The organism is Mucilaginibacter pineti (genome assembly GCF_900101875.1).
In the GTDB taxonomy this organism is placed as follows: Bacteria; Bacteroidota; Bacteroidia; order Sphingobacteriales; family Sphingobacteriaceae; genus Mucilaginibacter; species Mucilaginibacter pineti.
The window spans coordinates 1-25,531 of the sequence record NZ_FNAI01000017.1 but is presented as its reverse complement, the minus strand read 5'-3'; the positions used below and the strand labels follow the sequence as shown (position 1 = coordinate 25,531).

The window sequence follows — 25,531 nt, the reverse complement described above, 5'->3', positions numbered from 1 at the left end:
CGTTTTAGTAGGTTACGAGCGAACATATCTTTAAAATCTTAAATTGCAATAAACCGGTTGTCATTCCGAACGAATCAGCGGGGAAATTGTGCGCCAGGGATGAGGAGGAATCTTATACGCCTTGTTTCAAACATGCTAAACAATGCATACAGTATAAGATTCCTCACCCTTGCCTCACTATATCCCTGTCCTCCAAGGGTTCGGAATGACAATTGTTTTTATTTAATATCACTCCGCTTTTACAGGATCATTATAAGGCTGCACCAGCAAGGTTGGGGTATCATTACCCAATACACTGGCATCAAACTCAATTTTTATCGCCTTAGATTCGCCTCTTACCAGCGAAAAATAGTTATCGTTCATCAGCGCCGGTAATATTTGCCCGCCATTGCTTTTGCGCACGGCCTGTGCCCTTATGGCAAAAGCTATCGCTGGCGACGATGCCGGGTTAGTAATAGTTGCATTGATATAATACTTACCATCGGCTTTAGTAATTTTCGACGATACTTTTAAGTTAACTTTCCCCAGTTTGTTAAGTGCGGTAAAATCGGTGCGCTTGTTGCCCCGCCAGTAAAAATTATCAGATACCAGTTTGCCGTTCTTATCGGTCAGTTTTAGTTTGATAAAATGCACATCGGTAAGACCATTACTCCTGGGCTCGCCGCCATACACTTCAAAATCCCAAAGTGAATAACCCCAGCCCGAACCGCGCTGCTGCCCGTACATACGCACATAGCGGCCCCTCGTTTCATCAAAAGTGATCTGCTGCACGCCAGTATGTCCATCGCCGGTTTCGTATACGTCTTTCCACTGCTTGGCATCGTCAGATACCTGGATCTTGAATGATTTTCCGTAGGCTTCTTCCCAGTTTAGTTTTACGCCGTTTACCACCTGTACCGAACCCAGATCAACATAGATCCACTCATTATCATTTTGCTTACTGGCCCACCTGCTGCCCGAATTACCATCGGTAACCAAAGCCGCTTCGCTATTTTCTGACGATGAGGCTACGGCAGGTTTATTGAGCGCAAGGTTGGTATGTTCTTCCTTAAAATTAATGGTGAAACAGTTGGTAGCCCCATTTGATAGCGCATCTACCTGTTTGCTTCGGTGATAATCACTCACCGCTTTACCATCGCTGTTATAAATATCAACCTGGGCGGTTAAGCCGGTTTCATTCCCGCCGCTGGTATTGATCACTTTTACCGAGTTGTTAACCGGGTTCCATTGAATGTGCAAGGGCTCGCAGGCTTTTTTGGCACCCCAGTAAGCGCCGGTAAGGTCATAATAGTAATCATAAGTTTGCCATACCAATGATGGGTAGGCCGACTGGCTCATCCAGGTCATGATGCCCGATGCATCCTCCCAAATGTTATCTTCCCAACCCTCATACATGGCTTTGTTGGTTTCTATATTAAGCAGTTGTGCTTTGCGGCAATAATCTTCAATACCAGTCGCCTTGCCGTAGCGGTTATTTATACCATCATCGTATCTATCGGGCCCAGCGTTGCCTGCCGATGGACCAAAGAAGTGCAGGTTCCACATCTCGTTGCGCGGCCAAAGCTTATCCTTCGGCATAAACTTTTTAAAACTATCAAAATTGGTGAATACCGCCGTGCCTATCTCACTGCGCAGGCCCCAGCCGGGCGTTCCGCCAAAACCATTAGGGAACCTGCTGAAATACCAGCGCGGGTCGAAGTTTGTCCACGGACCACTGCCGGTTAAACCGCCGGCGTGCGAGTTGGGCTGATAACGCCTGTCGCCGCCATCATAGGTGCTGATATCCTCGCGCAGCCAGCCATTAAGCGGCGGCATAGGGTCGCCCTCGTTATCGCCGCACCAGATGGCTATGGCGGGGTGGTTCCTGAAACGCTTGATCTTTTCTACCGCGTTGGCGTTAAAGGTATTTACATCGTTTGGCAAGTTGGGGATAGAGTTGAGCCAGAAATCATCCCAGATCATCATACCGTACTTATCGCACGCATCGTAAAACTCGTCGTCCGTGGTCGACCCTATCCAGTTGCGCACAATGTTAAAGTTCATTTCCTTGTGCAGTTTCAGCTTGGTATCGTATTCATTACCACGGCAGCGCAGCATGTACTCGGCCATGCCCCAGTTGCCGCCTTTTAAAAATATTTTGGTACCGTTCACATATAAATGCAGCACGCTGCCAACGGTATCATAACTGTACTTTTTTATCCCGAATTTGATGTTCTCGCTATCCGATACTTCATCACCCAGCTTTAGGGTAAGTTGACAGGTGTACAAATTAGGTTCGCCGTAACCGTTTGGCCACCATAGTTTGGGACTGTTGATAGCCAGTTCCTCAAAGCGTTTTTTATCTATCTTAACTTCTGATGTACTGTTTGCGCCTATAAATACCTTTTGAGAAAATTCAATATTACCCGGATTAATAACCCCGCTTAACACGCCCGACTGAAATTTCGATGTATTATTCTTTACCCCTACAGCGATGGATACATCGGCACGGGTATTTGTTGGCAGCTCGGTACGGATCCAGGGATCTTTTATAGTGATATTGCCCGTGTTGCTCAGGTAAACCTTATCGGTAATACCGGAGTTAAGTCCCGGTACGTAAGGCATCCAATCCCAGCTGGCGCTGGGGATATAGGTTGGGCTGGCGTAGTTAACCAGTGGTGTTAGCGGGCAGTAAACCAGTACCGCCAAAACGTTGGTACTATTGCGGCTCACCAGGTTGGTAACATCAAAATTACCGCGCTGCATAAAACCATCCAGGCTGCCGATTTGCTTGCCATTCAGGTAAATTTCTGCCTTGCGGTTGATGCCCTTAAAATTAAGCCAGATCTTTTCTTTGGTATAGCTCCCCGGGATCTGGAACTCGGTACGATACCAGAAATTACGGTCGTATTTTGTTTTGTCAACCTTGTAAATATTATCGCCAAAGTTGGGGTCTTTCTCCAGTCCGGCTTCTACATAGGCATTAAAAACAGTACCGGGAACTACGCCCTTTACCCAGTTGGCAGCGTTATAACCGGGCTTGTAAATATTGGCACTATCGGCACCAACTTCGGCCTGGGCCTTAACTTTCCAGTTTTGTTGTGCAGAGCTGTTGAGGTAAACAATATTTTGTGCCGAGGCCCTGAAACCGGCCACAATTATAACAGCTAAAAAAACTGCCTTTTTAAAAAACGGGGTAAAATTTATGTGCATAATGTTTGTAGGTGCTTTTGTTTAGTTGGCTGTATTTCTTGATAGGGAGAAGGGTTTATCCTCAGCAGCAAGGCCGCGGGTGGTGTTGGGTTTATTGCCCATCTCAAAATGCAGCACGCCGCCGTTCATGATATCGGCATATTTTATAAAGTTGTGCGTATATGGTTTGCCATTAAGCGTAGCCGACTGGATATACACATTTTGTTTGCTGTTGTTATTGGCTTCTATGGTAAACTTTTTACCGCTTTCCAGCGTGATGGTTATTTTTTTAAACGCCGGGCTGCCAATCACATATTCATCAGTACCGGGGCATACGCTGTAAATGCCCGCTGCGCTCAACACGTACCATGACGACATCTGCCCTTCATCCTCATCGCCGGGGTAGCCATTCTCTGTGGCATTGTACATCTTGTCCATTACCTCGCGCAGGTGCTGCTGGGCTTTCCAGGGCTGACCAGCGTAGTTGTACAGGTATAGCAGGTGATGAATAGGCTCGTTGCCCTGTGCATACTGACCCATGTTAAATTTAGCCATCTCTGTCATCTCGTGGATCACCTGCCCGTAGCCGCCAACCTTTATGGTTCCCGGTTCGGTAAATACAGAGTCGATCTTAGCGGTAAAATTTTTATCGCCGCCCATCAAATTAATAAGCCCCTGCACATCCTGAAATACCGACCATGTCCAATGCCAGGCGTTACCTTCAGTGTAGGGGCCGCCCCAATCCATCGGGTCAAATGGTTCTATCCAGTTGCCTTTGGCATCTTTGGCGCGCATAAAGCGGGTCTTGGGGTCGTACAGGTTTTTGTAGTTATACATCTGTCTGCCAAAAACATTTTGGTAGTACTCGTTATTGGTTTGTTTAGCCAGCTGGTATCCGCAGAAATCATCATAGGCAAACTCCAGTGTCCAGGCGGTAGCACCCTGCGTTTTTTCCGAAAATGGTACGTAGCCATCTGTAAAATATTCCTTCCAACCGGGGCGACCATTGGCACTACCCCAGGGGCCTTTGTTGGTAGCTTCATGATAATAAGCTTCCAAAGCCCGTTTTGGATCAAAGGTGCGGATGCCCTTTACCCAGGCATCGGCCAAAAGGGAGATAGAATGGTTGCCCAGCATCCCCCCCGTTTCGCCAGGGAACGACCATGCAGGCAACCAGCCGCATTGCTCCTGCGCATCTAACAGCGCCGCCACATATTGCCCCTGCATTTTAGGGTGAATTATAGTATTAAGCGGAAACTGCGCGCGGAAGGTATCCCAAAAACCATTATCGGTGTACATGTAACCATCATGCACCTTACCATCATACGGACTGTAATAATAAGGTTTACCATCCTTCCCATACTCAAAAAACTGGTGCGAGAACAGGTTAGCGTGGTAAAGGCAGCTGTAAAAAGTTGCTTTTTCATCTTCGGTAGCGCCCTCAATAGCAATACGACCAAGCAGGGTGTTCCATACCTTATCGGCGGCTTTACGGGTATCATCAAACGTGCGGTATTGGCCCAGCTCTGTTTGCAGGGTAAGTTCGGCCTGCTCGGGGCTGATGTAGGATGAGGCTACTTTGGCCTGTACAGTTTCGCCATCTTTAAATTTCAGGTATGCGCCAATGCCTTCGCCCTCGCCGGTTAAGCTTTTGGGCGATAGCTGGTTCTTTTTATTCTCCCATACGCCGTAATCGGCAAAGGGCTTATCAAAGGTGATCACGAAGTAATTTTTAAAACCCTGCGGTGCCCAGCGGCAGTTGTTTACATAGCCAATGATCTTGTGCTCCTGCGGGATGATCTTTACCATGCTCATTTTGGTATAACCATCCAGCACCAGGTACGAGCCTGCACCTTTCGGGAACGAGAAACGTAAATGCGCACCGCGTTCTGTAGGCGTCATTTCGGTGGTAATATTATTGTCGAGTTTTACTTTGTAGTAGCTGGGTTGGGCGGTTTCATTTTCGTGCTTGAAGGATGCAGCCCTTGCATCTTCATTGACAACCAATTTACCGGTAACCGGCATCAGCGAAAACACCGCATAATCATTTACCCACGAACTGCATTGGTGCGACTGCTGGAAACCGCGGATGGTATGCTCAAAATACTGATATTTCCATCCGTCGCCGTTTTTACCGGTTTGGGCCGTCCAGGTGTTCATACCAAATGGCAGGGCCGTTGCCGGATAGGTATTACCGTAAGAAAACTCATACTTGGTATTAGTACCCTGCCGGGTGTTCACATATTTAACCAGGTTAGTTTCCTGCGCATGGGCGTGGCTAAACCACATGGTAAATACAGCGGCGGCAAATGATCTTATTTTCATTAGATTTTAAAAGATGTTACTTTAATTGGATAGACAAATTTATAAAATAAATCGATTTAGCAAATGAATAAATAAAACCTTATTTGATTAAGGTTTTATAAAATATGTCTGCCACCAGTTTGTTGCCCACATCATTAAGATGCACACCATCCTTGGTTAAAATATCATGGTCTTTATTCTCGGGATTATTTTTGAGGTTGTACTCATGAAAAGTATACCTGAAATCTACCAGGTCGCAATTATATTGCTTAGCCAGGTCGCGGATGATCTGGGAATATTTGTTCAGGTCGCCATCCAGTTCATTGCTGAAGTCTGTTTTTTCGCCTACGCTGGCCGGGGTACAAAGCACTACCTTGATATTTTTAGCCTGCATTTTTTTGATAAGCGCGCTGTAAAACCTGCCGAACTTGTCCCAATCGGTACCGGTACCAAATAAACGTTTATGCCAAACATCGTTCACCCCTACCCAAATCACCACCTCGTCGGGATTTTTGGTGAGCACATCGTCCTCATACCTTAAATACAGATCATATATTTTGTTGCCGCCTATACCGGCACCGGCTACTTCGTAATCTTTATCCTTTTGTTCGGTTTTCAGCCTGTCCCGCAATAAGGTGATGAACCCACCGGGCTGCGCGCCATACTCGGTTATTGAATCGCCGAAGAACACTACTTTAAACGGTTTTTTAGGCGTAAAACCAGCCAGAACTATTAAACCGGCCAGTAAAATAAGTTTTTTCATATTGTTTTTTGGTTTATGCTAAATTGATTTAGTAAATATAGAAAGAAGTATCAAGTAGTTAGTATCAAGTATCAAGATTTTTGCATTTTTATGTGAAGATAGTATCAGGTAGCGGGTATCAGCAATAGCCCATGGGTAGACAGCGACGCTAGTTTTGCCGCTGCTCTTCCCTCCTTGGGGAGGGGTGCGTAGGATTCTGTAGTGGCAGGGAGGGGTTTGTCCGCTTTGTTCATGTAGAAACCCCTCCCTCCACCCTCCCAAGGGAGGGAATCGCACAAGCCATTGCGTTTCTATGCTTAATCTTCCTACTCATGGGTTATTACTCGTGTATCAAGCATCACCTTTTTTGTATTCACTGAGAGTACCATGCTAAGAAGCCGTCTAAACCTGAGTTGGATTAATTTATGTATTAGAAAAAATCATTGCCGTTGACTTTAGTCAACGGACTAAGGACAGGGAACAGGGGCTTTAGCCCAAATCCTGTCTGGATAATTGCGCTAAAGCCAGTAATACGCTTTCCTATACCGTTGACTAAAGTCAACGGCAATGAATATTTTAATTTTCAACAGTTTCTAAGTACATGATACTTGATACTAACTACTTGATACTTCCAAATTTCACCCGTATAAACCTTGGCCTGTAAAGGTTTGGCTGTTTTTTAAGATCATTTATAAAATCAACGGAATTGATATTGTAGCTGATGAGGAGCTCGCCGGGGGCTGAGAGGCTTGGGTGGGCTTTGGCGTTATAAACTACATAGGTTTTCTCAGTAAGGTCGGGCTTGCAATCCCAAAGTTTTATTATTGGCCCAAACGGCCCTACCGGACTTGCCCCTATCCGCAGCCCCACCGCGGTGCTCATGCCACCTACCTGGAAAACCAGCGCGTAGCGACCATCGGGCAAGGCGGTAACACTTAACTCGTTTGATACATTATCGGTAACATCGGCGACTTTATTCATATCGCTCACCCAGGCCGTGCCATCATAAAAAGTCCATTTTTTAAACGTTTCAAAATCTTTGGGTAAAACACGGGCCACCATCATGTTTTTACGCTGACCGTGTACACCATAAATGTACAGGTAGCCATCGGGCTTGGGTGCACCCGTTTTAGCGGTGTTTGCATAGATACCCGCGCCAAATGAGCCTATATCGCCATCCTTATCGGTTAAATAAAACGGCGTATCCATTTGCTGCAGATCTTTATAAGGCGGCTTGCTGCCGGCAGGAATTTTTATTAATGTATTACCAACCTCTTTAAAGCCGAATGCGCCGCTGCTTACATTGCGTACGCGATAGCCAAAAATATAGGTGGTATTGGCCATTTCCTGGTTCACAAAACCATCGCCAAGCCAATAGTAATCTGTACTGTCGGTTTTTGTAGTACGCGGAATAAATATCGATTCGGGCTGACCTGCCTTATCCTCATCCCAATAAAACTTCATTTGATTGGCGGCAGGTTTGTTACCGTTGAGGTAGGCCACCGAATTATGTATCATTTTAAAACCCGTGGTAAGAGTTCCTTCGCGCACTTCGCCTATCATGCTATCGCTAAAAATGAACAGTACCTTATCTTTTTCGCCGGCTTGTTTATGTTCAATTCCGTTAAGCGGAATGGTGTAAATGCCATCGCCCCCAAACCAGCCAGAATCACGTTTTAAAAGGGCAGTCCATTCGGGTGCTTCATGAACGGTAAATTTAAGATCGGTAAGGTTTACAGCGCCTGGTTTTGTTTGGGCGGCGGCATCCAAAGCAACAATACTCAAGCAATATAAAATACCGGCAAAAACAAACTTTTTCATTTTATGAAAGGCGAATTGGCTATACAAATTAAGCTATCGTTAATGGCTTATGCAACTTGTTTTTAAGCTTTACTGCTAAAAAAGCTAAACCTGTTAAGCCGCCTATCAACATTAAAAACCCAATAAAGCCAGCCTGCGTAAAGCCAATGCCAAATAAATAAAATTTGGGGTTGATACGGATTTGCTCAATCAACAAACGTTCGCCCCCGTTAAGGATCAGAAAAATGAAAAACATAAGGCCGGGTGTAACTATCTTTTTCCGGAATGTCCACATCAGCGCGAAAAACAACAGGCAGATAATCAACTCGTAAAGCGGAGTTGGGTATACGCCCTGCACCAGCTGGCTGCAGTAATTACCCTCGCAGCCAGGGATGGGCAACCCGGTATTGAGCGCATTATGCGGATACCTGAACGACCATGCCCAATCTGGCAGCCAGCTAAGCAAAGCCGGTTTGGGATGGTTATTAACTATTCCCCAGTCGCCATCACCAGATAACTGGCATCCTATCCTGCCTATGCCGTAGGCCAGCATCATCCCCGGCGAACCGATATCTGCCAGATGGACCAGCTTCATACCCCTTTTATGACCTATATAAAGAAACGTGAACGCGCCAAATACAAGGCCGCCATAGTAGGAAAACCCGGTAACGTTAAAAAGGGTTGCTAAAGGGTGATAAATAAAATTATTAAGATGCTCTACCGTATCAAATAGTTTTGCACCAATAAAGCCGAAAAAACCGCAGGCAAAACAAATAAGCCCCATAAGCTGGTATGGATGCACCGTTTGCTTAACCAGTTTTGGCTTTTTCAGTACATTTTCCTTTTTATCGAAATATACCCAGCTGGCAAAAACCACGCCTATGAGCACGCCCATTACGCCGCTCCCCTTTAACGATAAAAGATAGCGCTGCGGATTGTCCAGAAACAGCGTGTAATTAAACATAGCGCCGAAAACCTTAAACCCAAACAGGAAACCCAGCAGAAAATTAAGCGTAAGTTCCATCAGCGACGCAGGCTCACCGGTCATTATCTTGCGGGTATAGGCCTTTATTTTGCCGTTGGCCTCATATCGTTTAAACTCGGCGCTGAAAGCCATGTAGGTAAACAAAAACGAAAAGGCCACCAGCAAACCCAGCGTTTGCACAGGGAAGGTGAACCGCACCCCAAACAGGTAATAAATAAGGTGGCCTATAGTTGGAAACATAGTACTAATTTAATAAAAAAGAAACCATGCTGCGTGAGAAAATATGGGAGATTTTTGAGAGAAATGATGATGCCGGAAAAGATGTTTGCAATGCTTCAACATAGTATAAAGGACTGTCACCCTGAGCCTGTCGAAGGGTTGTGCGCAGAGGCCTATGCCCGCTATGCTTCGACAGGCTCAGCATGACAGCCCTTTTCCTATAACTCGCCAAACCTTCAGAAACCAAGGCTTCAATAAACTCAACATAACAGTCCTTTTGCAGAGCAGACTTACGAAGTTTTAAAAACTTCGTAAGTCTTTTGTCCGCTTAGATATTAAAACCCTGCCTGGATACCAATATTCAGCACACGCTGATTGATGTAGGCATCGCCGGCAGTATTGGTGGCTATTTCAGGATCCTGCTGATATTTCTTGAAGTTATCAAAAGTGAATAAGTTGTAAGCACTTAAATAAATACGTGCGTTGTTGATCTTAAACGGCAGCAGCTTTGTTGGCAGCTGGTAACCAATATCAACCGTTTTAATGCGTACATAATAAGCGTTAATAAGCCAGTAATCAGAAAAATAAGAAGTTGGGCTATTAATTGACGTTGGATTTGTGGTTAACCTTGGGAAAGCGGCTGTCGAAGCAGTTTCGGGAGTCCAGCGTTCCTGGTGAATGGGCTGAAACTGGCTCTGAAATGGCTCGATACCTGTACCTAATACGGCAAAGCTATAATTAAATGAACCAGCCAACAGTACGCTTGCGCTAAAGCCTTTATAAACAGCCTGCAATGATAATCCCAGCGAGGTATTTGGCAAGTTTGGCTTACCGATAGGTCCCTTATCAAACACGCTGATAATGCCATCGCCATTCAAATCCTTGTAGCGCAGATCGCCGGGCTTGGGCATTTCGCCATTATCAGGGATCGCAATAGGGTTACCCTTATTGGATCCGCTGTTTTTGGCCTCATACACGGGGATACCTGCTATATCCGCCGCGGTATAATATCCTTCGAATTGATAACCAAATTGCTGCCCTATAGGTCGGCCGGTTCTGGCCAGCCATGGATATGCAGGTGACGCTTCGTCTTCAAACAAAATTTTGTTCTTGGCGTACGAGAATACAAAGCCAATGTTGTATTGCACCTTGCCTACGTTACTATGATAGGTTACCTGGCCATCAAACCCCTGGTTGCGGGTTTTACCAATATTTACAGCAGGGAGGCCAACACCCAAAATTTCTGGCACACTACCCGGGGTGATCAACTGATCATACCTGATATCATGAAAGTAATCAATAGTAGCCGAAATTTTATCGCCAAATAAGTTCATATCCAAACCGATATCGGTTTTGCGGGCACGCTCCCAAACAACGTTGGGGTTACCCAAAGCACCTTCATATATGGCATTGTATGGCCCCGGTGTTTCTCCAAAATAATAGCTGCCTGCCGGGTAATAAAACTGGTTATATACGTAGCGGTTACCCGGAGCAGCATCAGAACCAACCAACCCGTAGCTGGCCCTTAATTTAAACAGGCTAAATGTTGGGAAAGCATCCGAGAAAAACTTCTCTTTTGATAAGTTGTAACCCACACTTATGGCCGGGAAAAACCCAAAGCGGTGATTGGCGGCAAACCTGTCGGTACCGTTATAGGCAATGTTAAATTCGGCAAGGTATTTCTGTTTGTAATCATACCCTAATTTGCCGGATATACCCTGGAATTTTTGCGGTACCGCAACTGATTCTGCTGCAAGCAGGGGCTGTGCATTATAAGTTTGGGATGTTTGGTTAAACAATAACAAACCTGTAAAATGGTGCGTGTTGTTAAACGAACGATCATAGTTTGCGTAAAGCTGCAAATCGTAATTGTTCGAATTGATGTCTGTATTGCCGGTTAAAGCATAGGTTTGATACACATAAGTAGCACCTGGCCTTAAGCGGTACTGATCATTCACCGGATCATAATGATAAGCCGGGATACCGCCGTTAAAGATCTGCTTGGTGAACTGTTCAATACTGGAGTAAGCCACGCGGCCGGTTAACGAAAGTCCGTCGGTTAAAGCATCCAGCCGTTGGGTAGCACCAAACAGTACATTAAAATCGGTACGGCGTGAATGCTGATAACCACCTGTGGCAAGCCTGGCGTTAAGCGTTGGCAAATGCTCGGGGTTAAAGGTTGAATAAGCATAAGAGTATGAGCCATTGGGGTTAAGGTATGGCGCTGTAAAAGGCGTTTCCTTGGTAAAATTATACACCTCTCCTACCGCGTTTTCGTTATACGGCTGGTTCAAATCGGAGAAACGAGTGGTAAGGTCAAACCGCAGATCGAGCGTTTTATTAGCTTTCAGATCGAGGTTGGAACGGAAGTTATACCTGTCGAAATAATAGTTGGTATTCACCAAACTCTGCGGATCGGCAAAGTCACGTACCAGTCCGTTTTGTTTTAAGGCACCGCCCGATATAAAATATTTTACCGTACTGTTACCGCCAGATATATCCAGGTTGGTATTTACCTGGTAGGAGTATTTTTTGAAGATCTTATCATACCAATCAACATTAGGGTGGCCGTATGGATCGTCGCCGGTTTTAAAGTGCTGAATGTCCGCATCGGTAAATGGCAATTGCAGGTCATCATTTTTGTAAGCTTCATTTATAAGCAATGCCGAGTTATAAGAATCAAGGAAGGTTGGCGTTTTGGTAGGCTGCTGAACGCCGCTCTCTACCCTTAAATTAAATTTGGGGGTACCCAATTTACCACGACGGGTAGTTACCACCAATACACCATTGGCACCTTTTATACCATAAATAGCGGTTGTAGAAGCATCTTTTAATATAGATATACTTTCAATTTCATTCACGTTGATCTGCTGTAACTGATCATAGCTGTACTGAATATCGTCAACAATGATCAATGGCTGGTTACCAGACGGATTGAGTGAACTGATACCCCTGATATAAAAGTCAGATGCATCCTTACCCGGCTGGCCCGAAGCCTGCTGCGAGAAAAAGCCCGGCAGTTTACCTGTTAGCGCGTTTTGAACGTTGGCTGTTGGCACCGTACGGATCTCGGCGGCGGATATGGAACTTACCGCGCCCGTGTTGGTAGGCCTTGATCTTTTACCGTAGCCCACTACAGCTACTTCATCTAAACCGTTGCTATTGGTTTGCAGGATAATATCGGCCGTGTTTTTTAGCTTAAAACTGTATTCCTGCGGAATAAAGCCAACAAACTTTATGATAACGATATTTGATTGTCCTTTAAGGGTTAGGGAAAATTTACCATTACTATCGGTAATGGTACCGTTGGCAGGTAATCCCTTTTCAACCACTGAGGCACCCGGCAAAACGCCTGTAATATCGCGCACGCTACCTGTTACGGTTTTGTTTTGCGCGTACACCATCACCGGAAGCATGGTTATAATTATTTGAAAGAAAAGTATTATTTTTCTCATAACTGCTTTATTAATTGGGTTATATGATTTAGGGATTACCATCCGGGATTTTGTTTCATGTTCGGATTTTTCAATACTTCGTCGTACGGTATAGGGTACAGGTACATTTTTGGCGAAACGAATTTATCTGTAAGTACCGGTGCTATGCTGTAGGTTAAGCTCGATCCTATTTTTTCGATAGTTATTCCTTTTATAGGCTGATTCATAACCGTTTCGGCAATTTTCCACCTGCGGATATCCCAGTAGCGGCTCTCTTCGAAGGCGAACTCTACCCTGCGTTCGTTTTGGATAACGGTACGCATATCCTCTTTACTGATACCTGCCTTTAAACCGTAAAGGTTATCGGCACCGGCAGTTATACCCGCCCGTTTACGAATAGAGATGAGCGCGTTATAAACATCCGCGGTAGCGCCGTTAACTTCGTTTTCGGCTTCGGCGTACATCAGTATTACATCCGAGTATCGCATGATCAGCCAATCTTCAGGGTGCTTGGCAAAAGAGGCTACATTTTCAGATGCACCCATGAATTTGCGCATATAGTAGCCTGTTTTTGTTTGCTGTAACGAACTGTTTGGCTTGCTTTGGCCGCCTTCATAAATTTGCAGATCGGTGTTTAACCAGCGCGCGCCGTTATAGAAAATCGTATAGGTTAAGCGCGGATCGCGGTTAGCATATGGGTTGTTTTCATTATAGTTTGCTGCCGGATCGGTAATGGGCAAACCGCTGTCCATCGGGAAAGCATCTACCAGTTGCTGGCTTGGGCTGGTTTGTCCGTTAGCGGCGGCGGCGGTAAAACCTATCGGCGCGTTGGCACTTTCCACCGCATTGCCATCGTCATTCTGGCGCATGAAAATTATTTCGGTATTGTTTTGGGTGGTGAAAACGTCTTTAAAATTGTCAAGCAGCTTATAAGCGTTAAGGTTCATTACATCCTTAGCCGCTGCCGATGCCATTGCCCAGCGTGCGGTACTGCCCGATGTATAGCCCGTTAAAGTATTGTTGGCATCAATATTACCGCCGTTAAATAACGGACTTGCGGCATACAGCAACGCGCGTGCTTTTAAGGTAAGCGCCGCCCCCTGGGTTATCCGGTGCGAATCATTAGATGAAAGCGGATTGTTCAGCAGATCGCCTTTAATGGCGTCACATTCGCTGGTTATGTATTTAATACAATCATCAAATGAATTGCGCGGCAACGATACATCATCCTTTATGGTAAACACTTTGTCGCCCAGTAAGGGTACACCGCCATAGCGTTTTACCAGTTCAAAATAAAAATAGGCCCTTAAAAAGCGCGCTTCGGCTTTCCAGGCATATTTCATTGATTTACCATTGTACTGCGCCATCACCGGCACCACATCAATATTGGTTACAAACTCGTTTGATTTGCGGATGCCACTGTAAAACAAGGCCCACAAGTTTTCAGGTGCTGGTAAGGTATATGAATTATATGCCCCTGTTGATAACATTGTTACCTGGTTTGACGGCCCCGATGCCGATGACATGGCATCATCTGAAGCAGCGTCCAGGTAATCGCCGCCTACGCGGTTGTGCCCGTTTTGCAGTACCCCATATATGGAATACAGGAACGATTGCGCATTAGTACCCAATGAATCGCGGCTATCAAACACATAATTCAGCGTAACCTTATCAACCGGGAATTGCTCATATTTTTTACAACCGGCCATGAGTATAACGGCCCCAATAGCTGCAATGGTTATATTTTTATATCTCTTCATGATCATCATTTTAATAGCCAAAAATTAAAGCTTAACGGTTACACCCGCGTTAAATACCCGCTGCATTGGATAGGCAGTACCGTATACCTCAGGGTCTACCCCTTTATAGCCGTATAGGGTAAGCAGGTTTTCGCCATTGGCAAATACCCGTATGCCAGATAACCTTAGCCTGTGCACCCACCCGTAAGGCAGGTTGTAGCCCACCTCGGCGTTTTTAAGCCGCATATAATTTGCAGATCGCAGGTAAAGGGTTGATTGCAGGCCGTTATTTGAATTACCTAAACTCAGGCGCGGTAAAGTTGCCGTGTTAGCGGTTTCGGGTGTCCACCGGCCGGTTAAGGCATCGTAGCCCTGGCCCGAGAACGTAAGGCCTAAAAAGCCCACACCCGTAAAGCCGTTAACCAAATTATTATTATAAATAAGCTGCCTGTTGGCAACGCCCTGCAGTATTACGCTCAAGCTGAAACCTTTATAATTGAAGCCCAGCGAGGTACCGTAATAAAGCAATGGCTTGTTATTGCCTATAATGGATTGATCGAACTGATCGATAACACCATCGTTGTTAAGGTCTTTATATTTCACGTCGCCGGCCTTCGCGGTGTAGCCGGTTGTGGTAGCGCTTTTGGCGGCATCATCTGCATCTTTAAAAAAGCCTAAGGAAGTAAGTCCCCAGATAGCCTCCGGCGATTGGCCGGTATGTTTTAACCACGGGTAAGGCTGCGGTTCTTCATCGCTATACACATCAATTACTTTTTGCATTGATGCGTTGCCTGATATAAAGTAGTTAAAGCTGTTGATATGATCCTGGTAGGTTAACGAAAGCTCGGTACCTTTATACAGGTTAATGCCGATGTTTTCATACGGATACTGGATACCTAAAAGCGCTATGCTGTTTCCACGAATCTGCATTACATCATAATACCTGTCGTGGTAGTAATCGGCAGTAATTTTAAAATGATCGTTAAACAGGGATATATCGGTACCTATATCCAGTTTGCGGGCTTTTTCCCATTCCTCAAAAGGATTGGCAAGGCCATTATCCTGAAAGCCCTGGATACCGGCACGGGTGGTACCCAATACGTAAGCATAGCCGTTGGGTTTGCTGTAGGTTTGCAAAAAGTTATAGTAGCCATAATTATCAATGTTGCCATTACCTGTTTTACCGTATGTGGCTCGCCATTTCCATGAAGTTACCCAGGTGGCATCCTTCATAAAATCTTCTTTACCCATTTGCCAGCCTAAACCAACGGCGTAAAACAAACCAAACTGATGGCCCGGCGGATACCGGCTGTAACCGCTGCTGTTAACAGATGCTTCCACAAAGTATTTTCCATCGTAATTATAACCCACTTTTGCAGCCCGGTTTGTGGTAACGCCCGAAAGATCGAAGTTTAACACTGCCGAGCGGGTATCATACATCAGCATACCGGTTACGTTGTGCTTGCCAAATTGCCTGTCGTAATTAACGGCTAACTGTGCATATGAATAACGCGCGCTTGATACCGAACTGAACGAATTTACCTGCGAAGCCGGTGAATTAACAGCAGCATAAGTACTATCCTTAGTAAAAAGGAAGGCGCTGTTTACCAGCCCCCTGCTCAAAAGTCCTTGCGATTCAAATGCCAGGTTACCTTTTGCCTTGAAGGCCAGGCCCTGGGTAATGCCGCTCAAATCATAATTAAGATCGAGGTTGGCCATTACATCATTACTGTTTGTGCGCTGATAGCCCGAAAATTCGGTTTCGGATAACAGGTTGTTAGAAAACAGTGTGGTACCACCAAACGAACCATTACCGTTACGGATTGGGTAGGCGTTATTTGGTGTACTGTACAAATCTGTTAAGATATTGCCAAAACCACCGCCCGGCTGTGTAACCTGCTGTATACGGCCAAACAATTGCAGATCAACCGTGAATTTTTTACTTACGGCCACACTCAGGTCCGAATTGATGATGTAGCGGTTAAGGTCGTTATTGGTGTTATAACCCACGCTTGGGTCTGTTTTAAACATCCCTTTTTGATCAAAGTAGTTTAAGGATACGCTGTACTGGGCCACGCCTGTACCACCGTTAACGTTAAGCTTATAGGCGGTCATGGGCGAATTATCGCGCAGGATGGTTTTGAACCAGTTTACATCGGGATGGCCAATGGGGTCGGTATGGTTACGGTAGGCGTTAAAATCGTCGGCCTTATAAAGGGCAGGTTTGCCATCATTTTGCAGCGCCTCATTATACAGGTAAGCATACTGATATGCAGATAAAGGCGTAGGCAGATCTAACGGTGTTTGCGTACCACTTTGGGCAGTGAACGAAATACGGGGCGCACCCGGCCTGCCATGTTTTGTAGTGATAAGCAATACCCCGCGCGAGCTGTTGATTCCCATCAATATATTTGACAAGGCATCTTTCAATACCGATACTGATTCGATGCTCTCCGGGTCTATAGAAGAAATTTCGCGCTGTACACCGTCAATTATGGTGATGGGTTGCTGACCGCGCAGGCTTAAACCAATTTCAAAGTTATCATTGGCCGAGTAGTTATTGTGCTGTACCACGTTACCAATAAAATCGCCAACAGTTTGGGAAGCGGTTTGCGGCGCACCAAACCCGGTAAACTGATGGGTAAACAAACCCGGCAGCTGGCCCGGCAAAGCCGATGTATATAAAGTAGCCGGTGTGGTAGTTAACTGATTGGTATAAATAGTGGATACCGCACCCAAATTATCGGATACTTTTTTTGTACCGTACAGCACATCAATTTTCTCCGGCGATTGAATATAGGTATCTATCAGCCTTACAGTAACTGCATTTTTACCTTTAACGGTAATTAAACGGGCATTGTAATTTGGCGCGGTAAATATCAGCTGATCATTAAGAGCGGCATTTATTTCAAACCTGCCGTCGGGGCCGGTGGTAACAGCATCAGCTTTTTTACCCTTGATGGTAACTTTTACCCCTTTTAACGGGTTCGCGTATTCGTCAAGCACGGTACCGCTTATCCAATCGGGATGGGCGCTAACCCTCCCGGTGGTATCCTGCATAGCTGCATAACCGGTTTTTACCAGTATAAGCATCAATATCACGAAACCTGTAAGGCTTTTCTTTAAGTAACTATTAGCCATAGTATAGGATTTAAATTGTTGGCAAAAGATTAAAATATCGTTTTAGCAATGCCGCTTCCGGCAATCGTTTTCGCCGGATGATGACATGTTTATAATTGGTTTACTGGCATTTGAACGTATATACAAACGGCGCCGCGGTATTGCCGTAGCCTACCTTCTTGGTGCCGGTTTTATCCGTAAGGAAATACTCCATCTTAACTATCGTTTGCGCATCTGTAAGTCCAAAAAATGTGTGCGGCCAAATTGTAAGCTGGTATCTTTTACTAACGGCCGATGTTTGCGTTAACTTTGTTTTATCGGTTTGTTCGCACACGTTTATGGTTTTACCATCATTGGTATAGGCTGTGGCACATAAGTATACTTCCGGTGCACCATCAAGCTGGGTTGAAGCTACTGTACCATCAAAGGTCATCGTTACCAGATCATTATCCTGTGACTTCGGCGGATCAACAATGGTGAGCTGCGGGTTACAAAAGTCAATCAGATCGCCCGAGCCGCCGGTTACCTCAAAGCAGTCTTCTACTATCTTTTCGCTGTAATAGGTACCAAACTGGTTGCTGGTGAAACCATTACCTGTATCAGTAATTACATAGGCCAGCTTGCAAAGGGTATTATTTCCATCGGCCCCTACTTTCATTTGTATATTAAGTACGCCGCTTAATGTTGTACCATCATGTGTATAGCCCTTATCTGTTTGGAAGGGTACCCATTCCATATCATCAATAAGGTTGCCCGCAATTTTAAAAGTTTGTTTCATATAAGCTGCCCAGGTAAGGCCATTGCCATTTTTAGGCAACACGCTTTCCTGGATAGGCGTCATAATACCGCTGCCCGAGGGACCACTGTAAGTAATAGTAGTATTCTGTTTGATATTCCAGGCTTTGGGCACCAATATGCCCAGCACCAGGTTATCGGGCCCGCCATTGCTCGCAGTTGGGATGTTAACGGTTACCTTTACGGTTATAGTTGAACCGGCAACGGCGGTTGAGGGCTGGTCGACACTTTGAATTTCTTCGCCGCAGCAGGCTAATAAAATGGCCAGGGTTACAAAAGCGCAAAACTTCCACAAACCTTTACCTTTAATATGTAAATATGATCTCATAAATATTTTCTGTTAATTGGCTTATCGGTTAATTGGTTTTCTGGAGTACATACACATAGCTGTTATTGGGGCAACCCGGACTAAACGTTAAACTTAGCTGCCTTTTGCCATTTACAATAGGGAAAGTGAAGGCGGTTGCAACAGGCTGCGCGCCGGTAGCTATAAAGGTTATTTTAAAAGGATACTGCGGATCATCCAGCGTATAAGCACCATCCTTGTTCACTAAAAATGGCAAGCGGTCAACCAGCGTGTAAGCGCCATCCTTAAAGTTCACCCTGAATTTGCTGAAATCAATAATGTTGGTTAAATCGGTACCGTTGCGGGTGGCCCTTATTACCTGCCAGCTGCCGCTGATGTCTTTTACAGATTCTGTTACCGGCAATACCCTTTCGGTTTTGCATGAGGCCAGCATTATTATAGCCGCCAGGATGGGTAAAATGTAAATCTTATGTGCTTTGTAAATTTTTCTCATTGCAATTATTTTTACTGTTGATGATCAATAACCTGGGTTTTGTTTTACCTCCGGAGATTTTGCCACTTCGCTTTCGGGCAATGGCCACAGGTACATGGCCGCGCGGAAATTGCGTTTACGAACCGGGAAAGTTTTATAGGTTACCGTGTTATTATCCCTGTCAACCTCCATACCCATGGTTTGAATATTATCCGTCTGATCGGCAATTTTCCAGCGCCTTACATCCCAAAAACGATGCTCTTCAAAAGCGAGCTCAATACGGCGTTCGTTTTGGATGGCCAACCGCATACCATTTTTATCTAAGCCGGCAGGCAGCGCAAAAGGAACTAAGCCCGCACGCTGGCGAATATTTCCAATGGCAGTGTAAACATCTCCTGTAGGGCCGTCAACCTCGTTGGTGGCTTCGGCAAAATTCAGCAGGATCTCGGCGTAGCGCATCAGCGGCCAGGCACGGTCAGTTCCGTGTAAAAAATCCTGGGATACGGCATTGGGGTCAAGCATTTTATTGGTATAGTAGCCGGTACGGGTACCCACCCTTACGGCATCGGGTCCGGTGTTTCGGCCCTGGTAGCTGCCAATAAAAATATCTATAGGTTCAAATGAAGCACCTAAACGAACCAGCAATGGTGTTTGATCATGAATGATAGAATTATCTAAACGCGGGTCGCGATCTTTGTACGGGTCCTGTGGGTTATAGCCCGATGCCGGGTCGGTTATAGGCAATCCATTACTCATCGGGAAAGCATCAACCAAACCCTGTAAGGGAAAAGCGCCGTTTCTGCCGCTACGCGATGGCGGATCCCAAAGGCTTTCAAAATCGGCATTACCGCGCTGACGCATAGCCGCGAAAATATATTCGGTATTGAACGGTTTGGTAAACAAAAATTGAAAACCGAAGCCGGGCCTTGTGGCATTATCAACCACTAAACTGTATGACCCGGTGCCAATAACGGCTTCGGCAGCGGCCTTAGCCAGTTTCCACCTGTCGGGATCATACTTTGGATATCCGGTGAGCCCTTCCAATGTATTAGCTGCCGTTAATGAAGGATCATTAAATTGCGGACTGGCAGCATACAACAACACGCGTGATTTTAAAGCCAGGCATGCCCCCTTTGATGCCCGCCCGTAGTTTATGCCCGATTGCGTTACGGGCAGGTCGTTACCTGCCGCATCGCACTCAGATAAAATATAGTTTACGCATTGCTCATAGGTGTTACGTGCAGCGGGAATGTGATCTGTATAAGTATAAATACTATCGCCAACCAGGTGCACGCCGCCATAATGTTTCACTAAAATAGCATAGTACCATGCCCGCAGAAATCGGGCTTCGGCCTTCATCTGGGTTTTAACAAACGCGTTTATGGGCGATTTGGTGATGTTGGCCAGCAACTGGTTAACCGAGCGGATGTTTGTATAGCTTGTTTTATATGCATCATCTGTTACTACGGCAGCGTTTATAGTTCCCGATGCAAAGGCCAGCGCTGTTGAACCCTGCGGCAGGAACACCTCAGCCTCGTCAGACGCAGCATCCAAACCACCATTGGTAACCTGCGCCAGATCCGGACCATACAAAAACCGGCCCGGGTTAAAGCTGAAACCTACATTGTTGTAAATGTTAGTAAGGAAAGCCACCGTACGGGCGCTATCGGTAAAAACATTATTGGGTGTAAGGTTTGAGGTTTGGGTTTGCCCTAAAAAGCCATCCTTTTTACATGACGACATATAGAACAGCGCAACCCCGACAACTGAAAAAGCAACAAACTGGGAGTAAATTTTTTTCATATTATAAGTTTATATGCAATAACATTTATATAGAGCGATGCCTGGTTACAAAATCTAAAAATCGATTTAGCAAATAGGTAATCTAATTATTGAACTGGCTTAAAAGAATATTAGTATTAACTGGTTTATAACAGATGTGTAAATCTGAATGCTAATTTAAGTTATAAAAACGATTTAGCAAATTTTTTATCTGATTTTTTTAATTTTATTTTCTTTGCAAAAAACGCTCGTAAAAATTAAAATCCTGTTGGCTAATAATGCTTTAAATTATAAGCCCGTTAAGAAATTGCCTAAAAATGAAAGTTATTCATTGCCGTTGACTTTAGTCAACGGCAATGAAATGCATTATTGCTGGCTTCAGCCCAATTACCCAAGTGAAATTTAGGCTAAAGCCCTCGTTTTCCGGGAATTATTCCGTTGACTAAAGTCAATGGCAATGAATTTTATATGATACTTAAATAATCTAAATCAAATTTAGACCACTTATAATTTTCACTGCTGTTTGTTAAAAAAACGACTAAAGAACAACGCCTGGTAGTTAATGGAGTTACCCCAATACTCCCAGGTATGCGAACCGGCTCTCACCGTAAAATCATGCGGGATTTTTTGTGCTAATAATTTATCATGAAAGGCAAGGTTTACCTTATAGGTAAAGTCGTCATACCCGCAATCAAACGTAATACTGAGCGCGTTAGGTTTTAACAGGCTTATCAAATTTACATCCGTATTTTGATCCCATATGGCCGGTTTATCGCTGTATTTACCCAGTACCTGCGCAATACCGAAACTTTCTGCAAATGGCCTGATATCCAGCACGCCGCTCATACTGCCTGCCGCCCCAAAAGTATCCTGGTGTTTTATGGCAAGGTACATAGCACCATGGCCGCCCATACTTAAACCTGTTATGGCCCGCCCTGCCCTATCGTTAATGGTGGAGTAATGCTTATCAACCCAGCTTACCAGCTCGGTACCAACGTAGGTTTCATATTTCCACTCATTACTAACGGGGCTGTCATAATACCAGCCTGCAAAAGCGCCGTCTGGACATACAATTATCATCTGGTATTCGTCGGCCAGTTTGCCAATAGTGGGTACTTTCTTGATCCAATCGCTGTAGTTACCGCTAAAGCCATGCAGCAGGTACAACACCGGGAATTTTTTACTTTTGGTGTAACCATCGGGTATAATAACTACCGCTTTGATATCCTTATTCATGGCAGCGCTGTGCGTTAACGCGGTATCAACCGTTGCCGCGTTACCCTTGATCCCAATTAAAGCAAGGCAAACGGTAAGCAGCAAATAAATTCGTTTAGTAGTATTCATAATTTCGAAGTTCATAGGTTATTTAACAGCGGTGATGCTAATGCGATGATTTTGAGGCTTGTTAATAGCATAAATCTGGTTTGTTAACACATCCTGTTCCATTTGCCAGGCATCCCTTACACTTTTATAACGGGCACGGGCGTAGTTATCTTTATTACCATTTACAAATATATCTTTCACCGCATACTTGGCTACGGTATCCATAGCGGCATTGCTATCATTATGCAGCAAACCCTTGCCTTTCAAAAAGTCAAATTGCATCCAGTTGTACATGCGGATACGACGCTCAATATCCCAGCGCTCTTCATTAAGCTCGCGAATTTGGATGGCTTGCTGGTATTGCGGCGTGGTGGTAATTTCGGCCATATTTATACCCTCGGTTAGTTTTTCGGCGCTCCATGTTCCAATCTGCTCGCCATCTATGGTTACTTTGTAGCTGCCGGCTTTAAGTCCTTTTACGGCCAAAATTTCCTGGTTAAACTCCTGCGTAAACGGCACAATTTTAAGCGCGTCCGCCTGTTTCTTACGGTTGCCCCATGCACGCGGAATGGTATCTATAGGATATGGCAATGAATTAGCTAAGTAATTAAATCCCACCGAATCGGTAGCGGCCGTAACATTACTAATGCGGCAGTTAACAGATTTTAAAACCTTTTTGCTTTGTGCGTTTATGCTGATATCGGCCACCGCCTGGTTATCCAAACCCTGCGCTTTTAAAAACAGGTAGGCCATTACCAAATGCCCGTCGTTATCAGGGTGAATCCTGTCGTTGGGTGTAAGGCTAAAGGTAGAATCTTTTGCCTGCTCGTGCTGGTTTATGGCGGTCATTGGGTGATAAAAATCTACATATCCCCAGTTATTTTTCTTAGCTGCATCCTGCTGAAAATCAATAACTTTTGAAAACAAGGCACTCTTTTTAGGGTAGGTGTTTTTGGTAGTGAATTTGGAAGTTTCATCATACGGCGATCCTAAAATAAAGATCTTCTTAATATCCGGCCGTTGCTTTAGCTTATCCTCCAGCTGCGCGTAATATTTATATGATCCCTGGATCCTTTTGTCCATAAAATCCTGCGCATCGGCACGGTACCATTCAAAATAACCGGTATCATTCATACCCCAGGTAAGTGTTAAAACGTTGGGCTTTTTGGCGAAAACATCATCATCAAACCGGTCATAGATTTGGTTAATGGCATCGCCGCCAATACCGGCATTGAAACAGGTGATGCGCATATTAGGAAAATGCGTCATATAATACAGCCAGATGTACGAGTGGTAATGCCCGCCGTCGGTTATACTGTTGCCTACAAAGGCAATGCGGTCGCCGGCATGAAATGGCCCTATCTTTTGGGCATTTGCACGGTAAGCAGTGCTGAAGATGATGAGCAGTAATAAAGCCTTTCTCATTTTTTTATTTAGTTGATGTATAATATAATTCACTCATTTTTAACACTATAAACCTATTAGCGAATAGGGAACCCTAACACCTTTAACCTGGTAATAGTTAGGGTCCTGGTTATTGTTTACACAAGTATTAGTAGAGCAGCTACCGCCGTCGGCATTGTAATTCAGGCTATAGGTAACCAGTAGCTCGTTATGCCCGTTATTAAATTCGGGATGAATAGATGGCGTATAATATTTGGCCAGATGTCCGTTGTAAGTATCGTTAATGGTAAATACACGTTTAGGTGCTGTAAACGGGCCAAAAGGACTGGTAGCTGTCGACATATAAATATCATGACTGGCTGGGTCGCAAAAGTAACCCAGGTCCATTTGCATCATCACGTACTTGCCGTTAACATAGGAGATAGTAGCATTTTGCTGCGTGGTATTAGCCGTACCAACGGTTATAGCTGCGGTTGATGCCGATGTAAGCGATGACGACCAGCTGGTACCTGTCCAAAACGTCCAGCTGGCGGGGTTATTTACCGGGAACCTTGCCAGGAATATATTGGTAGAGTTAAAGTAAACACTTTTGCTGCCGTAAATGTAAATAGTGTCTTTACCGGCATTTTTTACCATTCCGTTGGAGAAAATAACATCCGTTTGGCCCGACATGCCGTTTGGCGCGATACGCGTAGCCACTCCCCAGTTTAATCCCGCGGGATTTTGAGTGATGTCATATATCGACTGATTTTCGGGTGAAGTGCCGTTTGCCGACTCAAACGTATAAATAAAGACATGGCTATCGGCCTCGATACCCGCACCCGGCCAGCGGTAAGTGCTGTTATGATCGCCCGGGCTTTCAATGATCTCCAGATTACTTACCGGCGAATTGGTTGTGGTAATATTAGGCGTTAAGGCCTGGTCCCAGCTATGGCTTGCCGGCTGCAGCAATGCCGAATTATGGTATTTAAAAAACTGGCAATATAGCTGCCCGTTGGCCTGCAGCTGGTCTGCCGCATAGGTATCTTCGGTTATCCAAAGCACTTTACCATTGTTGGCGCCATAGGTAAGCGGAATACTTTTACCTTCATCAAAAGCTACCGTACCATTTTTACGGTGGAAAAAATTCACCACATCATCGTCGCGGTAGGCCTCGGCATCTATACCGGTAAGCGCCCAGTTTTGGGCGGTATTGCCGGCTGCAAAGGTTTCCTGGGTGATGACTGTACCATTGCTGGTTGAAGCGTTTTGGTTGGTTACCGCCAGCCCATTGCCTACGTTAATTATCTTATAAATACCGGCGCTTACTTCCTGGATATACCATTGCTGCGCATCATTGGTATTGGCTTTATCCTGCCATAAGCCAATGCCGGTTGTGGTGGTAGCCAAAGGTACTTCGAGGTATTTACCGCTGGCTACATTCATCAGCTTAAACTTTGTTGTACTGCTTATGCCGCCTGTACCTTGTTGTATAATGATCCACTTTTGATTGGGATTGGTAGATACACCGTGCCCTAAGTATTGATACTGCTGCACGCCGTTACCATCATTAAGCATCCCGGTGCCATTAACCTCCATTATTTTACCGCTTGATACATTGGTGATATAAAATGTACCGTATGCCGCCACGGCCACGCCCGATGAGGTGGTTACAGGTTTATCGCCATTGCCCGCTGTTTTAGCAGGATCGGCCGATTTATCATGTTTACACCCTTGCATGGCAAGCAAGCAGAGTGCTAAACAGACAGGTAATTTTGTTTTCATAATTGTTTAGGTATATGGTTTTATTACAATTGGTTTTTCAAAAAAACTATAAATCGATTTAGCAAATCGACCCACCTTTCACCTTTCACCTTTCACCTTTCACCTTTCACCTTTCACCTTTCACCTTTCACCTTTCACCTTTCACCTTTCACCTTTCACCTTTCACCTTT

The 25,531-nt window shown here is 45.0% G+C and carries 14 protein-coding genes; all 14 read right to left on the bottom strand.

Features of this window, described 5'->3' with window-relative positions:
• Positions 1 to 228: 228 nt before the first annotated feature.
• Positions 229 to 3,192, bottom strand: coding sequence for a discoidin domain-containing protein (locus tag BLS59_RS26180; RefSeq protein ID WP_091154949.1), 2,964 nt, complete (start codon positions 3,190 to 3,192; stop codon positions 229 to 231).
• A 21-nt stretch (positions 3,193 to 3,213) separates the two neighbouring features.
• Positions 3,214 to 5,496: a GH92 family glycosyl hydrolase gene (locus BLS59_RS26175; RefSeq protein WP_091154946.1), complete on the bottom strand. Its 2,283-nt coding sequence runs from the start codon at positions 5,494 to 5,496 to the stop codon at positions 3,214 to 3,216.
• Between the two features lie 79 nt (positions 5,497 to 5,575).
• Complete coding sequence (locus tag BLS59_RS26170; protein WP_091154943.1) at positions 5,576 to 6,238, bottom strand: SGNH/GDSL hydrolase family protein; 663 nt, start codon at positions 6,236 to 6,238, stop codon at positions 5,576 to 5,578.
• 597 nt (positions 6,239 to 6,835) lie between these two features.
• Positions 6,836 to 8,038 carry a DUF4185 domain-containing protein gene (locus BLS59_RS26165; protein ID WP_091154940.1) on the bottom strand — a complete coding sequence of 401 codons (1,203 nt, stop codon included), beginning with the start codon at positions 8,036 to 8,038 and terminating at the stop codon, positions 6,836 to 6,838.
• A gap of 28 nt (positions 8,039 to 8,066) precedes the next feature.
• Positions 8,067 to 9,242 carry a prolipoprotein diacylglyceryl transferase gene (locus BLS59_RS26160; RefSeq protein ID WP_091154938.1) on the bottom strand — a complete coding sequence of 392 codons (1,176 nt, stop codon included), beginning with the start codon at positions 9,240 to 9,242 and terminating at the stop codon, positions 8,067 to 8,069.
• A gap of 314 nt (positions 9,243 to 9,556) precedes the next feature.
• The gene (locus tag BLS59_RS26155) at positions 9,557 to 12,676 is read right to left on the bottom strand and encodes a SusC/RagA family TonB-linked outer membrane protein (protein ID WP_091155291.1); all 3,120 of its coding nucleotides are present in this window, start codon (positions 12,674 to 12,676) and stop codon (positions 9,557 to 9,559) included.
• A gap of 35 nt (positions 12,677 to 12,711) precedes the next feature.
• On the bottom strand, positions 12,712 to 14,415 hold the full coding sequence (locus tag BLS59_RS26150; protein WP_091155285.1) for a RagB/SusD family nutrient uptake outer membrane protein: 1,704 nt from the start codon (positions 14,413 to 14,415) through the stop codon (positions 12,712 to 12,714).
• A gap of 24 nt (positions 14,416 to 14,439) precedes the next feature.
• The gene (locus tag BLS59_RS26145; RefSeq protein WP_091154934.1) at positions 14,440 to 17,535 is read right to left on the bottom strand and encodes a SusC/RagA family TonB-linked outer membrane protein; all 3,096 of its coding nucleotides are present in this window, start codon (positions 17,533 to 17,535) and stop codon (positions 14,440 to 14,442) included.
• Between the two features lie 100 nt (positions 17,536 to 17,635).
• Positions 17,636 to 18,637 (bottom strand): DUF4961 domain-containing protein, encoded by a 1,002-nt coding sequence (locus BLS59_RS26140; protein WP_091154930.1) that lies wholly within the window; start codon positions 18,635 to 18,637, stop codon positions 17,636 to 17,638.
• A gap of 28 nt (positions 18,638 to 18,665) precedes the next feature.
• Positions 18,666 to 19,109, bottom strand: a complete 444-nt coding sequence (locus tag BLS59_RS26135; protein WP_091154927.1) for a DUF5004 domain-containing protein — start codon at positions 19,107 to 19,109, stop codon at positions 18,666 to 18,668.
• A 24-nt stretch (positions 19,110 to 19,133) separates the two neighbouring features.
• Positions 19,134 to 20,891 (bottom strand): RagB/SusD family nutrient uptake outer membrane protein, encoded by a 1,758-nt coding sequence (locus BLS59_RS26130; protein WP_091154924.1) that lies wholly within the window; start codon positions 20,889 to 20,891, stop codon positions 19,134 to 19,136.
• A 492-nt stretch (positions 20,892 to 21,383) separates the two neighbouring features.
• A complete protein-coding gene (locus tag BLS59_RS26125; protein WP_240315346.1) occupies positions 21,384 to 22,229 on the bottom strand; it encodes an alpha/beta hydrolase in 846 nt (281 codons plus the stop codon).
• Positions 22,230 to 22,232: 3 nt separating this feature from the next.
• On the bottom strand, positions 22,233 to 23,618 hold the full coding sequence (locus BLS59_RS26120) for an SGNH/GDSL hydrolase family protein (RefSeq protein WP_091154922.1): 1,386 nt from the start codon (positions 23,616 to 23,618) through the stop codon (positions 22,233 to 22,235).
• Between the two features lie 45 nt (positions 23,619 to 23,663).
• The gene (locus tag BLS59_RS26115; RefSeq protein ID WP_091154918.1) at positions 23,664 to 25,361 is read right to left on the bottom strand and encodes an RICIN domain-containing protein; all 1,698 of its coding nucleotides are present in this window, start codon (positions 25,359 to 25,361) and stop codon (positions 23,664 to 23,666) included.
• Positions 25,362 to 25,531: the final 170 nt, after the last annotated feature.